Raw genomic sequence first — 13,628 nt, forward strand, 5'->3', positions numbered from 1 at the left:
GCCCTACGAGCCGCCCTCACCGCCCACGCGCGCATCCCCCAGGCGCCCCAGGATCTCGTCCACCGTCGCCTCGACCGTGAGATCCGATGTGTCCAGCCACAGGCCCAGCCGCGGCGTCTCCTCGCGCAATACGCGGTCGAAATCGAGGACCGACGAGGCGTCCTGATATCCGCGCTTCGCTCGACCCGCCTCCCGCGCCGCGACCACGGCGGGACGCGGGCAGAGGACCACCACGTGCAGAGGACGATGCGCGTAACACCGCACCACCTCGGCGAGCCCAGCGCCCAGGATGATGTCCTGGTGGACGACGGTGAACCCGGCCTCGAGATACAGGTCGGCCGCCGCCGCGGCGACGCGGTACCGGAGCCGCAGCTGCAGCTCGGCCTCCTCGGAGAGCTCGAAGCCCATCTCGGCGCGGCCACCGACGATCATGCGGCGAAACACGTCGCCCCGCAGATGCACGCTCCTCGGCAGCCGCTCGGCCAGCCGCTGAGCGACCGTCGACTTCCCAGAGGCCATGAGCCCCGTGATCAGGACGATGGACGGAGACTCCGGCAGGCTCCCACGCGCGGTCATGACGGACGATCCTCCTCGGCCCCCCCCGGGCGCTCCCCTCCGCTACCTCCGCCCGAACCCCGGCGCCAGCATCGCCGCCCACCGCGCCGGGCTCCTGATCCGCTCCCGCGCCATCACCGCGTCCGCCACGAGGATCCGCTGCAGCCCCTTCTCGCCGCCGAACAGCTCGCCCGCCTGGCGCCGCGCCGCCGCGGCGTAGAGCGGCATGTCCGCCGCGTCGAACCCGGCCGCCGCCGCCCCCAGCTGCGCGATCGCCTCGTCCCGCTCGCCGCGCAGCTCCGCCGCGCCCGCCCGGAGGAGCGGCACGAACGGGTCGGACCACGCCGTCCTCTCCCGGGCGAGCGCGGCCGCGTCCCGCAGCGCCGCCTGGATCAACGGCTCGGGCTCGACCGCGCCCTCGGCCGCAGCCAGCGCCGTGCTCGCGCGCTCCACGTGCGCCATCACCCGGCTGTTCTGCATCATCAGCAGCATCGAGCCCTCGATCTTCGGCCACGCCTCCGCGAGCCGCCTCAGCGCCGCGCCGGCGCGGCCGGCGTAGCGGTCGACGTAGGTCTCGCCGAGCAGCCCCACGAAGTGCTCGAGGTGGAACCCCGACGTCGTCCACCGCGACAGCGCCCCCGCGACCGCGCTGCGCGCGGCCGCCACGTCGTCCGACGCGAGCGCGACCCACGCCGCCTGCGCGCCGAAGATCGCCGCCGCATAGCGATCGCCCCGCTGCTCGGCCCCCCGGAGCACCGCCGGCATCGTCCGCGCCAGCGCGTCGATCTGCCCGCGGTAGTACCGCATCCACGACGTCATCAGCTGCGTCGTCGCGAGCTCCCAGGCGACGCCGGCGCACCGGTCGCGCAACACCTCGTCCGCCCGCTCGTACCAGTCGGACGCCGCCCTCCAGCGGCCCGCCGTGAACGCCTCGAGCATGCCCGACACCATCATCGACAGGCCGAGGAGGTGCGGGCTGTCGAGCCGCTCCGCGAGCGCGCGCACCGCGGCGACCAGCTCCTCCGCGCGCGCCCGGCCCGGCGACCCGATCATGCACGCGGACGAGGCCTCGAACGCGAGCGCGCGCCCGATGCGGTACGGCTCGCCGGCGCGCAGCGCGAGCAGCAAGGCGCGCGCCGAGAACTCGGCGGAGCGGACCATGTCGACCGCCGACAGGCCCACCGTCACCGTCCAGCAGGCGTCGATGCGCGCCAGATCCTCCGGGCGCACCTCCGCCTCGGGCCGCTCGCGGAACCGCAGGCCCCGGAGGCGCAGCTCCGCCCGGTGCAGGAGCAGCGCGACGAGCGCGCGCCGCGGCGTCTCCGGGAACGACAGGCCGACCGCCGCCAGCACGGCGCGCACGTGCTCCAGCCCCTCGTCGATGTGCCCGCTCCGCAGGTACTGCTCCGCGGCGCGGCGGCGGAGATCGAGCGACCGCGCGCTGTCGTCCCCCTCCGCCGCCGCCGCGTAGCGCCTCGCCGCCTCCGCGCCCTTGCCCGCGTCGACGAGGGCGTCGGCGCACCGCACCTCGAGCGCGCGCCGCTCCGCCTCCGGGAGATCCGCGCCGCGCGGGAGCAGGCCGAGCGCGAGCTCGTAGAGCCGCGCCGCGCGCTCGAACGCGAGCGCCTCGGCCGCCTGCTCGGCCGCGACCGCCGCGAGCTGCCCCGCGCGCGCCCCGTCGCCCGCGCCGAGCCAGTGCCGCGACAGCGTCTCGGCGTCCGCCGTCCCGAGCGCCTCGAGCGCCCGCGCGAGCCGCCGGTGCCGCGCCGCGAGCTGCTCCGGACCGAGCCGACCGACCACGGACGCGCGCACGAGATCGTGCGACGCCTCGACGAGCTCGCCCTCGCCGGCGGGCCGCGCGACGATCAGATCCTCGGCGCAGAGGAGCGCCATCGCCGGCGCGCGCTCCTCGCCGTCGAGCTTCGCCGCGCGCGCGGCGACCGCCGCGTCGAGCGGCTCCCCGGCGACGGCGATCACCTCGAGCAGCCGGAGCGCCTGCTCCGGCAAGCGGTGGAGCCGCGCCGCGAGCGCCCGCTCCCACGCGGCGTCGCCCCGCGCGCCCATGTCGCCCGCCGGCTCCTGCGCGTCGCGGACGAGCTCGCCGAGCAGCCGCGGGTTGCCCCCGGAGGCGCGGGCGATGGCGTCCGCCCGCGCGCGGGTGCCCTCGTCCCGCGCGAACAGGAGCGCGAGCGCGAGCTCCTCCGCCTCGAGCGGCAGGAGCGGCCCGACCTCGATCTGTCGCAGCTCGCCGTCCCGGCGCGGCGGCGGGGCCCACTCGAGGCCGAGGGAGGCGGGCTCGGTCGCCGCGGGGGCCGGGCGCGCGCCCCCCATCCCGTCGAGCAGCGCGCGGAGCGGCGCGCTCGCGTCGACGTCCTCGGTCCGGTAGCTGCCGAGGAACATCATCGCGGGCGCGTCGGGCGGGCGCGTGAGCTCGAGCAGGAGCGCCACGCTGTCGGCGTCGATGAACTGGAGGTCCTCGATCGCCACGACGAGCGGGCTGCGCTCGGCGATGCGCCAGAGCAGCTGCCGGAGCGCCGCGAAGCAGCGCCGCCGCAGCTCCTGCGCGTCGGGCGACTCGCTCACGCGCGGCGCCGACGCGACGGCGGGCACGCGCGAGAGCGCCGGGAACACCCGGACGAGCGCGCGGACGTCGCGCGGCAGGAGCCGCTCCGCTTCCTCGGCGGAGACGCGCCGCAGGAAGCGGCACAGCGATTCCATGACGCCCCCGAACGCCTTGTAGGACTCGGTCGCCCCGCTCGCGCAGCGCCCCCGCAGGACGACCGGCCCCTTGTCGCGGCGGAGCCCCATCAGGAAGTGGTGGATCAGCGCGCTCTTGCCCATGCCCGCGCCGCCGCGGACGAGCACGCAGATGGGCCGCTCCAGGACGAGCGCCTCGGCGGCGCGGCTCAGGGCGCGCAGGTGCGGGCGGCGGCCGATGAAGTGCGCGATCGTCGGCGGCGCGAGCGTGGACAGCGCGCTCTCCGGCGCTGCGTCGGCGCCCGGCGCTGCCTCGGCGCCCGGCGCTGCCTCGGCGCCCGGCGCTGCCTCGGCGCCCGGCGCTGCCTCGGCGCCCGGCGCTGCCTCGGCGCCCGGCGCTGGCGCGGCGCCGCCCGGGTCCTCCGCTCCGCGCCCCCCGCCCTGCACCACGGTCACTTCTTGCTCAGGAACGCATCCATCGCCCGGCGGTGCTCGGGGCCGTTCCACTGCTCGGCGAACGCCCGTCGCTCGACCTCCACCGCGGAGGCGCGCAGCGCCTCCCGCACCTTGCACAGCGCCCGCTTCATCGCCGCCACCGACGTGCGCGGGCTGTCGGCGATGCGGTTCACCTGCGCGATCGCGCGGCTCCGCGCCGCGCCGGTCGGGACGACCTCGCTCACGAGGCCGATCCGGAGCGCCTCGGCGGCGCCGATCCGCTCCGCCGTCAGGAGCAGCCGCGACGCCTGCAGCGGCCCCACCCGCTCGCAGAGCCGCGTCAGCCCGCCCCACGCCGGCGACAGGCCCATCTTGACGTGGCGGAACGAGAGCGCGGCGTGCTCCTCGACGATGACGAAATCGCAGAGCAGGAGCAGCTCGCAGCCGCCGCCCAGCACGTCGCCCTGCACCGCGGCGACGATGGGCACCTCGCTCTCCTCGAACGCCGAGAGGCCCTCGAACATCGCGAGGACCTCGCCGCTCTCCGCGCCGCTCTCGGCGAGCGCGTGGAGCTCGCGGATGTCGCCGCCCGCCACGAAGACGCCGCCGCTCGCCGCGGTGATCACGACGCCGCGCACGCGCGGGTCCGAGGAGGCGAGGCGGATCGCCTCGCCGAGGCGCCGCGCGAAGGCGCTGTCGATGGCGTTCCGGCACTCGGGGCGATCGATGGTCAGGACGACCGCGTCGCCGGCCGCCTCGACCCCGAGGGTCACGAGGCGGCCCTCCGCGCGCCCCTCCCGTTCGTCAGCACCGCGGGCTTCCTGCGGCTCGCGCCCGCCCCGTTCTCCACCGCGCGGCTGAGCCGCCGCGTCGGCGGCATGCGCTCGTCGTGGATCACCTCGGCGATCCGCGCCTCGAGCGTGCGGCGGCTGAGGCCGCGCTGCTCCGCCGCGTACCGCTCGGCGTAGCTGATGATCGCGCCCGCCACGTCGACGCCGCTCGCGCGCTCGATCCCCTCCAGCCCGGGCGAGCTGTTGATCTCGAGGATCTTGGGCCCGGAGCGCGCCTCGAGCATGTCGACGCCGGCGACCTCGAGGCCCATCGCCTTCGCGGCGCGGATGGCGACGCTCCGGTAGACGCGCGGCAGCTTGACCCGGTCGCCCTTGCCGCCGCGGTGGAGGTTCGAGCGGAACTCGCCGGGCTTCGCGACCCGCCGCATCGACGCGACCACGCGGCCGCCGACGACGATGACGCGGATGTCGCGCCCCTTCGACTCGCGCACGTACTCCTGGAGCACGATGTCCTGGCCCATGGCCCAGAACGTCTCGAGCAGCGCGTGCACGGCGTGCGGCGTCTCGGCGAGCATGGTGCCGATGCCCTGGGTCCCCTGCTGCAGCTTCACGATCGCGGGGCAGCCGCCGACGAGCGAGAGCGCCGCCTCGACGCCGGCCGGGCTGCGGGCGCAGACGGTGATCGGCACGTTGAGCTTGCGGCGCGTGAGCAGCTGGAGCGCGCGCAGCTTGTCCCGGCTCCGCGCGATCGAGACGGCGCCGTTCAGGACCGGGACGCCCATGAGATCGAACTGGCGGACGACGGCGAGGCCGTAGTTCGTGATGCTGGCGCCGATGCGCGGGATCACGATGTCGAAGCGGGGCACCGCCGAACCACCGACGAGCAACGACGGCCGACCGCGCGACACCACGATCTGGAAATCGAGCGGATCGATGACGCTGACGTCGTGACCACGCGCGCGCCCCGCGAGCACGATGCGGCTCGTCGAGTAGAGGGACGCGTTGCGCGACAGGACGAGGAATCGCATGTGGCCCGGAGGCTAGCAGAGCCCGCAGACTGCGTGGATGGGTGCGCGAGCCGATTCATGTTTCGCGCCTCCTCGACGAGCGGCCCGCGCGGCGTCTCCAACCGCCCACGCCGCCCGCGCCGCGTCGCGCGCCGCGCCATCGGCCCCCGTTTTCCATGCGGCCCAGCGCCGCGACGCGCGAGGGCCGCTCGATCTCGACGCGGCGGACCAGGCGCGGGCGGAAGCGCGCGGCGGCGCGGCGCTTGCGCTGGAAAATGTTTCGTGTACGAATCTTTTCGGTCCGCCGGCGAGGAGGGGTTCACGATGTGGCAGCCGTTCACGGAGGAACATCAGCAGTTCAGGAAAACGGTGCGGGCCTTCGCAGAGAAGGAGCTCGCTCCACACGTGGAGGAGTGGGAGGCGGCGGAGTGCTTCCCCAACTGGGTGTTCAAGCGCGCCGGCGAGCTCGGGATCCTGGGCGCGCACTTCCCGGAGGAGCACGGCGGCGCCGGGCTCGACTATTGGTTCTCGGCGGCGAAGGCCGAGGAGCTCGTGCACTGCGCGATGGCGGGCGTCTCGATGGGGCTGCTCGTCCAGAGCGACATGGCGACGCCGGTGATCAGCGACATCGGCACGAAGGAGCAGATCGAGGAGTTCCTCCGGCCGGCGCTCGCGGGCGACAAGATCGCGGCGCTCGGCGTCTCCGAGCCCGGGGCGGGCAGCGACGTGGCCGGAATCCGGACCACGGCGCGCAAGGACGGCGACGACTACGTGCTGAACGGGCAGAAGACGTTCATCACGAACGGGACGCGCGCCGACTTCGTGACGCTGCTCGCGAAGACGTCGCCGGACAAGGGGGCCCACGGCTGCTCGTTCTTCCTCGTGCCGACGGCGCTCGGCGGCTTCAACGTCGCGAAGAAGCTGAAGAAGATCGGCAACAAGTCGTCGGACACGGCGGAGCTCTTCCTGGAGGACGTGCGGGTGCCGCGGCGCTACCTGCTCGGCGAGCCGGACCAGGGCTTCGCGTACCTGATGCAGAACTTCCAGACCGAGCGGCTGGTTGCCGCGGTGGGCGCGATCGCGAGCTCGTTCGTGACGCTCGACAGGTCGGTCGAGTACGGGCGCGAGCGGACGGCGTTCGGCAAGCCGATCATCAAGCGCGAGTCGTGGCAGCACAGGTTCGTGGACCTGTACACGCGCTGCGAGGCGGCGCGCGCGTTCGTCTACAAGTGCGTCGACCACTACAACGACGAGCGGTACGTGCGGAAGGTGCCGATCAGCTTCGACACGGTGAAGCTCATCTCGATGGCGAAGATCCTGGCCGGCGACGTGGCGAACGACGTCGTGGACACCTGCCTGCAGTTCCACGGCGGCTGGGGCTACATCGAGGATTTCCCGATCGCGCGCGCCTGGCGCGACCAGCGGCTCCTCCGCATCGGCGGCGGGACGACCGAGACGATGAAGTACTACCTGGCGAAGCTGATGAACTTCTGAGGGCCGCCCGCCCGAGCGGCCATCCCCCCACCAGCGGGCCGCGCGCGGCCCCGCCGGGGAGCGCGCGCAGCCCCGCCGGGGGCGCGGGAGCCGCGAAACGGGCCGTAAGGCGGACGGAAACGACGCGCCGACGAAAAAAAGTAGAGACAAGCGGAGCGAGAGGCTGTAGATATGCCGCTCCCAACGAACGGGGCTGTAGCTCAGCTGGGAGAGCGCATGACTGGCAGTCATGAGGTCAGGGGTTCGATCCCCCTCAGCTCCACCGATAGGACCTAAGGACCCCCGCGGGGGTCCATCACGCCGCGCCTGCCTGCCGGCGTGCTTTTTCAGAACCTCCTCTGACCGCGTGTCTCGCGCGGCGAGCGGCCTGAAGCCGCCCCGCGGCTCGGACCGCGCAGCAGGCCGGCGCGGGCGCGCTCAGAACGCGCCGAGGTAACGCGGCGGCAAGCCGACCCGCGGGTCGACGTGGAAGGCGCCCGCGTGCTCGAGCGCGCGGCCGTCGGCGCCGACGTCGAAGCGGTGGACGACGCCCCCTTCGGTCTCGGCGTCCGCGGCGAGGCACCGCCCGCACGCCTCGGCGCAGCGCACTTCGCCGAGGGAGAACGGGAGCTCCTTCGAGCGCAGCAGGACCTCGGGCTCGCCGCGCTCGGGCGCGGAGCCGGCGAGCTCGACCGCCGTGAGCGTGTCGTCGACCGGCCCCCCCTCGCTGAGCGCGTCGCGGCCGAGCGTCGAGAACACGAGGCGGTCCTCGGAGGCGAACGCGACGGAGAAGCCGGGCGTCCCCGCGCCGAGCTCGGCGGCCGTCCAGCGCGCCTCCTCGACGAGGCCCCCGTCGCGGCGCGCGAGGACGACGAGGCCGGCCTCGCCGGCGTTCGAGGTGGCGTCGCCGCCGAACGTCCCGGGGCACACGACCGCGAGCCTCGAGCCGCCGGCGGACGCGGCCAGCCCCCCGCACCCGTGGAGCCCCTCGAGCACCGTGACCGCCCGGATCGCGTCGCTGCGCGCGTCGATCTCGACCAGGCGCGACTCGGCCGACGCGACGAAGTCGAGCGAGGTCGCCGTGAGCAGCACGTAGAGGCTGTCGCCGACCAGCACCGCGCGGCCCGGCCGGGGGTAGAACGCCGGGTCCTCCCCGGCCAGCGCGGGCGCGAGATCGATCCGGCCGACGATCGCGCGGGCGCCGGGGTCGACGACGAGCACGTCGCTCCCGCCGTCGATCGGCGCGGCGTCCGGGTCGAGGTTCGGCTCGTGGCGCGTGACGTACGCCTTGCCCGGCGAGACCTCGACGTAGTCCTGCGGGTTCGCGCGGAACGCCGTGGCGAGGGCGAGCTGCCCCGCGGGCTCGCCGCTCCGGACGTCGATCCACGTGAGCACGGACGCGGAGCGGTCGAGCAGCGCCAGCCGCTCCCCGCGGACCGGCGTCGTCGGGACCACGACGTCCCCCGAGAGCGGCGAGGCGAGGCCGGGCGAGCTCGATCCCGACGAGACGATCGACGCGGAGAGCACCGCGCCGTCCCAGCTCACCAGGCTGACGTTCGTCGACTGGTAGTCGCTGCTGACCACGACCGCGCCGCGCCCGCACGGGCCCGCGACGACGTCCGTGCCGCCGGTGCTCGGCGGCGGCTCCGGCGCGTTGCACCCGATGAGCGCGCGCACCGCCCCCGCGGCGAGGATCGTCCGAGAGAGGGCCCCGAGGGCCGCCCCCCGCCCCAGGTCGATGCGAGACGCCGTCACCACCACACCTCCGTCGCTGCGTGAAAGCTCCGCCCGGGGAGCTCGAGGTTGAACAGATCGAACGTCCTCGCGGCGAAGACGTTCGCGATCGAGAAGCGCGCCGAGACCCGCCGGAGCGCGAGGATCGCGAGCTCCACGTCGACCGTCGCCTGCTCCGGGAGCGGCCGGAGACCCGCGGGGTCGGCGGCGCGCGAGGCGCGGTAGAAGAGCCGCGCCGAGAGCGAGGCGCGGTCGACGCCGAGCCGCGCGGGCTCGGCGTACACCTCCAGGGACGGCGCCGCCACGAGGCGCGCCTGGTACGGGATGAGGTCGTTCGCGAGCGCGCGGCCCGGCGAGGTGTCCCGCGGATCGAGCGCGGTGAGCGCGAGGCCGGCGCGGAGGTGGTCGAGCGCCGAGGCCGACGCGGTGAGCTCCAGGCCGAGGACGCGCGCGCTCGCGACGTTGTAGGGCCGCAGCACGCCGATGAAGGCGGGGCGGTGCGCGACGAGCCCCGAGGCGAAGCGCGAGAAGCCGAGGATCTCGAGGGAGACCTCGGCGCGCGCGGCCGGCGCCGCCGCGGCGAGGCGCACGCCGAGCTCGGCCGAGAGGCCGCGCTCGGGGGCGAGCTCCGGGTTGCCGACGACGATCGGGGAGCTTCCGTAGAGCTCGCCGAGCGCGGGGACGCGCACGTAGCGGCCGAGGTTTCCGAAGAGCGAGACGCCGCCGCCCGCGAGGCGGAGCCGGGCGCCGAGGCGGCCGCTCGGCTCGAGCGAGGCGAGAAGACCGCCGGCGCCGCCGTGGCTCGTCCGGTGGAGCTCCACGGCGCCGAGGGCGTAGCCCTCGAGCGCGGGGATGGGCGCGTAGCGAAGGCTCACCGACGCGCGGGAGGTGGCGCGCGAGGCGCGGAGCGGCGCTCCGCCCATGCGATCGAGGGCGAGGAGCTCGCGCTCGTGGGCCGCCGAGGCCGAGACGGCGAGGTCGTCGGCCAGGCGGTAGCGGACGGCGGCCTGCCCGGCGCCGCGCGCGCCGCGGCTCTCGACGAGCGGCGACAGCAGGCCGAGCTCGCCCCGCGGATCGCGGACGACCTGGCTCGAGAGGATCGCCGAGCTCGTGAGCTCGAGGCGGCACCGATCGAGGCCGCCCTCCGCCGGGCCGGCGCACGGGGCGGCCGCGGCGATCGCGCCGAGCCAGCGCTGCACGTGGGCGCGCGCGGCCCGCGCCGGCGTCTCCGAGAGGCCGGTCGCGCCCTGGTCGCGCGCGAAGCCGTTGCCGATCGCCGTGACGCTGCCGCCGCCGGGCAGGCGGTAGCGGCCGATGCTCCAGAGGTCGTAGGCGTCGGCGTCGGCGTTCGGCCTGGGCAGCGCGCGCCCCGTCCGGCGGTCCGTGACGAGGTAGTCGTTGTCGGCGGCGCGCCGGCCGATCGCGATCGTGGCGCCCGCGCGGTCGTCGCCGAGGCCCGCCGACGCCCACGCGGCGCGCTCGCCGAAGCTGCCGGCGCCGAGCCCCACGGAGGCGCGGGGCGCGCGCGGCAGCGACGGCTCGAAGAAGATGGCACCGCCGATCCCGAGGCGATCGGCGTGCTCGGGCGCGTTGCCCCGGTAGACCTCGACGCGCTGGATCATCCAGAGCGGGACCATCGAGAGGTCGGCGGTGCCGGTCACGTCGTCGTTGAGCCGGACGCCCGCGAGGTACACCGGCGTCTCGGCGCTGCTCGCGCCGCGGATGGACGCGGTCGCGAGGTCCGACGCGGCGCCCGTGCGGGAGACCTGCAGGCCGGGGACGCGGCTCAGCACCGCGGACGCCGCGGCGCCCGGCGCGCGGAGCTCGTCGCCGCGGATCACGTGGGACGCCGCGGTGGGATCCCGCGCGGCCACGGTCGACGCGCGCTGCCCCTCGACGCGCACCTCGAGCGCCCGGCGGCGCGGCCGGGCCGGCGCGCGCGAGGAACGAGGAGCCGGCGCGGCGACGCGGTCGCCTCGTTCCTCGCGCGCGCCGCCGCCTTCGCGCGCGCCGCCGCCTTCGCGCGCGCCGCCGCCCGCCTCGCCCTCCCGGCCGCCCGCGCCCGCCTCCTGGCCCCGCGCGCGCGGCGCGAGGCCGGCGGCGGCCACGAGCGCCGCGCAGGCGAGCGCCCAGGGGCGCCTCACGGGCACAGCGCGTGGACGATGCCCACGGCGTCGAGGTCGAAGACGTCGGGCGTGCCGGCGCGATCGGTGATCCGCACGAACCGCGCGAGCGGGACCCCGATCTCGGCCAGATCGAACGGGTCGCCGCCCGCCGACGGCGGGTCGAGCGGATCGATGTCGTTCTCGTCGGGGTTGGCGTGCACCGGGTGCCATCCGGCGCAGCCGTCGTACGGATAGCGGTCCGCGGCGCAGGGGAACGCCGACCAGGCGGCGCCGTCCTCGCTCACCTCGACCGTCGCGAGCTCGGCGAACACGCTCGCGGCGTCGTCGCCGCGCCCGAAGGCGTTCTCGAACACCAGGAAATCGGCCCCGGGCCCGTCGACGATCGCGTTGCCCTCGAACGTCACGACGATCGACCCGCCGTCGCCGAGCGAGAGCACGTCCAGCGAGCCGCCGCAGCAGCCGGCGCCCTTCGGCGGGCCGAGGACGACGTCCGGGTACCGGTCCTGGCCGAACCCCTGCCCCGGCCCGAAGCAGGCCGACACCACGCGCGTCGCGAACCGCGCGCCCGGGCCGCCGCACGCCGCCTCGCCCGCTCCGGGAGCGCCGCCGTGGCCGCCGGAGAGGCACGATCCGCCCGCGCCCGCCGCGGCGGCGGGCTCGCCGGCGCCGTCGTCCGGGGGCGCGCCGGCGCCGCCGCACCCGGACAGGACGGCCGCGGAGGAGCAGAGGCAGACGACGAGGGCACGCAGCGACATCCTGGACCTGTTCGAACGAGCGCGCGCCGCGGCATCTCCACGTCGCCGCCAGCCGGCCTGCCCCGGTCCCGCGAGGATCTGCGTCTCTCCATCTCCGCGCAACGGGACCTCTTCGGCCGCACGGGCGGCTATCACGGGCCTCTGGGACGGTCAACGCGCTTCCCCGGCCTCCCGCGGGAGAGTAGAAAACCCGGAGCATGGCTCTCTCGCCTTCCTGGGTGTTCCCGGAGCTCGACGCGAGCGCGGCGGGCGCGGCGCGCGCGCGGCAGGACACGCTGACCAAGCCGCGCGGCAGCCTCGGGGCGCTCGAGGATCTCGCCGTGGCGCTCGCGGGCATCCAGGGCGGGCCGCCCGCGAGCCGGCCCGCGGCCGCGGTGCTGTTCGCCGCCGATCACCCCGTCGCCCGGCACGGCGTGTCGGCCTACCCGGCCGAGGTCACGGCGGCGATGGTCGCGAACTTCGTGCGCGGCGGCGCCGCCTCCAGCGTGCTCTGCCGCCACCTCGGGGTCGAGCTGCGGGTCGTGGACGTCGGCGTCGCCCACCCGTACGAGCGCGCCGGCGGCGGCGCGCAGCTGCGGCGCGATCCGGTCGCCGACGATCCCATCGGCGATCTGCGGGTCGAGGACGCGCTCTCGGAGGACGTCTACGAGCGCGCGCTCCGCGCCGGCGCCGCCGAGATCGACGCGCTCGGGGGCGACACGCGCGTCGTCCTGCTCGGCGAGATGGGCATCGGCAACACCACGGCGGCGTCGGCGATGGCGGCGCTGCTCCTCGGGCTCGCCCCGGAGGACGTCGTCGGCGCGGGGACCGGCGTCACGGGCGACGCGCTGTCGCGCAAGGTCGAGGTCGTGCGCGACGCGACCCGGCGCGTCCAGGGCGCCTCGAGCGCGTTTCGCGCCGATCCGCGCCGCGTCGTGCGGGCGGTCGGCGGCAAGGAGATCGCCGCGCTCGTGGGCGCCATGGCGCGGGCGATCGAGCGGCGGATGGCGGTGCTCGTCGACGGCTTCATCGTCTCGACCGCCGCGCTCGCGCTCGTCCGGATGGACGCCCGGGCGCGGGCGGGCATGCTCTTCGCGCACCGCTCGGCCGAGCGCGGTCACGCCCACGTCCTCGCGGCGCTCGAGGCCCGCCCCTTGCTGGATCTCGGCATGCGGCTGGGCGAGGCGAGCGCCGCCCTGGCCGCGCTGCCCCTGCTTGACGCCGCGTGCGCCCTGCACGCCGGCATGGCGACGTTCGCGAGCGCGAGCGTGCCCGACCGCGCGCCGCCCGGGACTCCATGACGCTGCCGCCGGTGCTGCGCGGCGCCCGGGCGGCGACGACCTTCCTCACGCGCGTCCCGGTCGGCGGCTTCCCCTACGCCGAGGCGGACTGGCGCTGGGCCTCGGCCTGGTTCCCGTTCGTGGGCGCCGGCCTCGGCGCCGTCCAGGCCGCGGCGTGGCTGCTCGTCGACCGGGGCGGCGCGCTCGTCGCGGCCAGCGTCGTCGTGGCGCTCGGCCTGCTCCTCACCGGGGCCTTCCACGAGGACGGCCTCGCGGACACGGCCGACGCGCTCGGCGGCGCCTTCGATCGCGCGCGTCTGTTCGAGATCCTCAAGGACAGCCGCATCGGCTCGTTCGGCGCCGCGGCGCTGATCGTGGTCCTCGTGCTGCGCATCGCCCTGCTCGCGCGGCTCGACGCCGCGGCGCCGGTCGCCCTGGTGCTGACGCAGTGCCTCTCGCGCGTCCCGCCGATCTGGCTCATGGTCGCGCTGCCGTACGTGACCCAGGGCGGCTCGCGCAGCCGGCCGGTCGCGCAGGCGGCGCTCCCGCAGGCGCTCCTCGGCTCGGTGTGGCCGGCGCTCTCGCTCGCCGCGGCGCACGCCGCCGGGGCCGTCTCGGCGGCCGAGGCGGCGGCCATGCTCGGCGCATCGGCGGCCGCCGCGGCGATCTGCGGCGTCCGCTTCCGCGCCCGCGCGGGCGGCATCACCGGCGACTTCCTGGGCGCGACGCAGCAGATCGCCGACTGCGCCGCGTTGCTCGCCCTCGCGCTCGCGCGGGGCGGCTGAGCCGCGGGCGC

The 13,628-nt window shown here is 76.1% G+C and carries 10 protein-coding genes and 1 tRNA gene; 4 read left to right on the forward strand and 7 right to left on the reverse strand.

All coding sequences use genetic code 11. From position 1 onward, the window contains the following. Window positions 1-3 precede the first annotated feature (3 nt). Genes WME98_RS11390 through WME98_RS11405 form a run of 4 tightly spaced genes read right to left on the reverse strand, consistent with a single transcriptional unit; the run spans window position 4 to window position 5,506 of the window. A complete protein-coding gene (locus WME98_RS11390) occupies window positions 4-576 on the reverse strand; it encodes an AAA family ATPase (RefSeq protein WP_437951362.1) in 573 nt (190 codons plus the stop codon). Between the two features lie 42 nt (window positions 577-618). Further along, a complete protein-coding gene (locus tag WME98_RS11395; RefSeq protein ID WP_437951363.1) occupies window positions 619-3,702 on the reverse strand; it encodes an ATP-binding protein in 3,084 nt (1,027 codons plus the stop codon). A 2-nt stretch (window positions 3,703-3,704) separates the two neighbouring features. Next, window positions 3,705-4,460 (reverse strand): enoyl-CoA hydratase/isomerase family protein, encoded by a 756-nt coding sequence (locus WME98_RS11400; RefSeq protein ID WP_437951364.1) that lies wholly within the window; start codon window positions 4,458-4,460, stop codon window positions 3,705-3,707. Beyond that, window positions 4,457-5,506 (reverse strand): RimK family alpha-L-glutamate ligase, encoded by a 1,050-nt coding sequence (locus tag WME98_RS11405; RefSeq protein WP_061622176.1) that lies wholly within the window; start codon window positions 5,504-5,506, stop codon window positions 4,457-4,459. The genes WME98_RS11400 and WME98_RS11405 overlap by 4 nt, the downstream gene beginning before the upstream one ends. Before the next feature lie 303 nt (window positions 5,507-5,809). Here WME98_RS11405 and WME98_RS11410 point away from each other — a divergent pair, with 303 nt between their 5' ends. Beyond that, window positions 5,810-6,979, forward strand: coding sequence for an acyl-CoA dehydrogenase family protein (locus tag WME98_RS11410; protein ID WP_061622179.1), 1,170 nt, complete (start codon window positions 5,810-5,812; stop codon window positions 6,977-6,979). Window positions 6,980-7,168: 189 nt separating this feature from the next. After that, window positions 7,169-7,241 (forward strand) — tRNA-Ala (locus WME98_RS11415). Between the two features lie 155 nt (window positions 7,242-7,396). Here the strand turns inward: WME98_RS11415 and WME98_RS11420 are convergent. The 3 genes from WME98_RS11420 to WME98_RS11430 are packed head-to-tail and all read right to left on the reverse strand — an operon-like array spanning window position 7,397 to window position 11,573. Next, window positions 7,397-8,713: a hypothetical protein gene (locus WME98_RS11420; RefSeq protein WP_437951365.1), complete on the reverse strand. Its 1,317-nt coding sequence runs from the start codon at window positions 8,711-8,713 to the stop codon at window positions 7,397-7,399. Further along, a complete protein-coding gene (locus WME98_RS11425) occupies window positions 8,710-10,836 on the reverse strand; it encodes a TonB-dependent receptor plug domain-containing protein (RefSeq protein ID WP_437951366.1) in 2,127 nt (708 codons plus the stop codon). The genes WME98_RS11420 and WME98_RS11425 overlap by 4 nt, the downstream gene beginning before the upstream one ends. Then, entirely contained in the window at window positions 10,833-11,573 is a 741-nt protein-coding gene (locus tag WME98_RS11430; RefSeq protein WP_437951367.1) for a hypothetical protein, read from the reverse strand. Before WME98_RS11430 ends, WME98_RS11425 begins: the two co-directional genes overlap by 4 nt. A 197-nt stretch (window positions 11,574-11,770) precedes the next feature. On the opposite strand from WME98_RS11430, the gene cobT reads away from it, so the two are divergent. After that, window positions 11,771-12,853: a nicotinate-nucleotide--dimethylbenzimidazole phosphoribosyltransferase gene (gene cobT, locus WME98_RS11435; RefSeq protein WP_437951368.1), complete on the forward strand. Its 1,083-nt coding sequence runs from the start codon at window positions 11,771-11,773 to the stop codon at window positions 12,851-12,853. Beyond that, window positions 12,850-13,617 (forward strand): adenosylcobinamide-GDP ribazoletransferase, encoded by a 768-nt coding sequence (locus tag WME98_RS11440; RefSeq protein WP_437951369.1) that lies wholly within the window; start codon window positions 12,850-12,852, stop codon window positions 13,615-13,617. The genes cobT and WME98_RS11440 overlap by 4 nt, the downstream gene beginning before the upstream one ends. Window positions 13,618-13,628 lie beyond the last annotated feature (11 nt).

This window comes from Sorangium sp. So ce296 (assembly GCF_051529605.1).
In the GTDB taxonomy this organism is placed as follows: Bacteria; Myxococcota_A; Polyangia; order Polyangiales; family Polyangiaceae; genus Sorangium; species Sorangium cellulosum_D.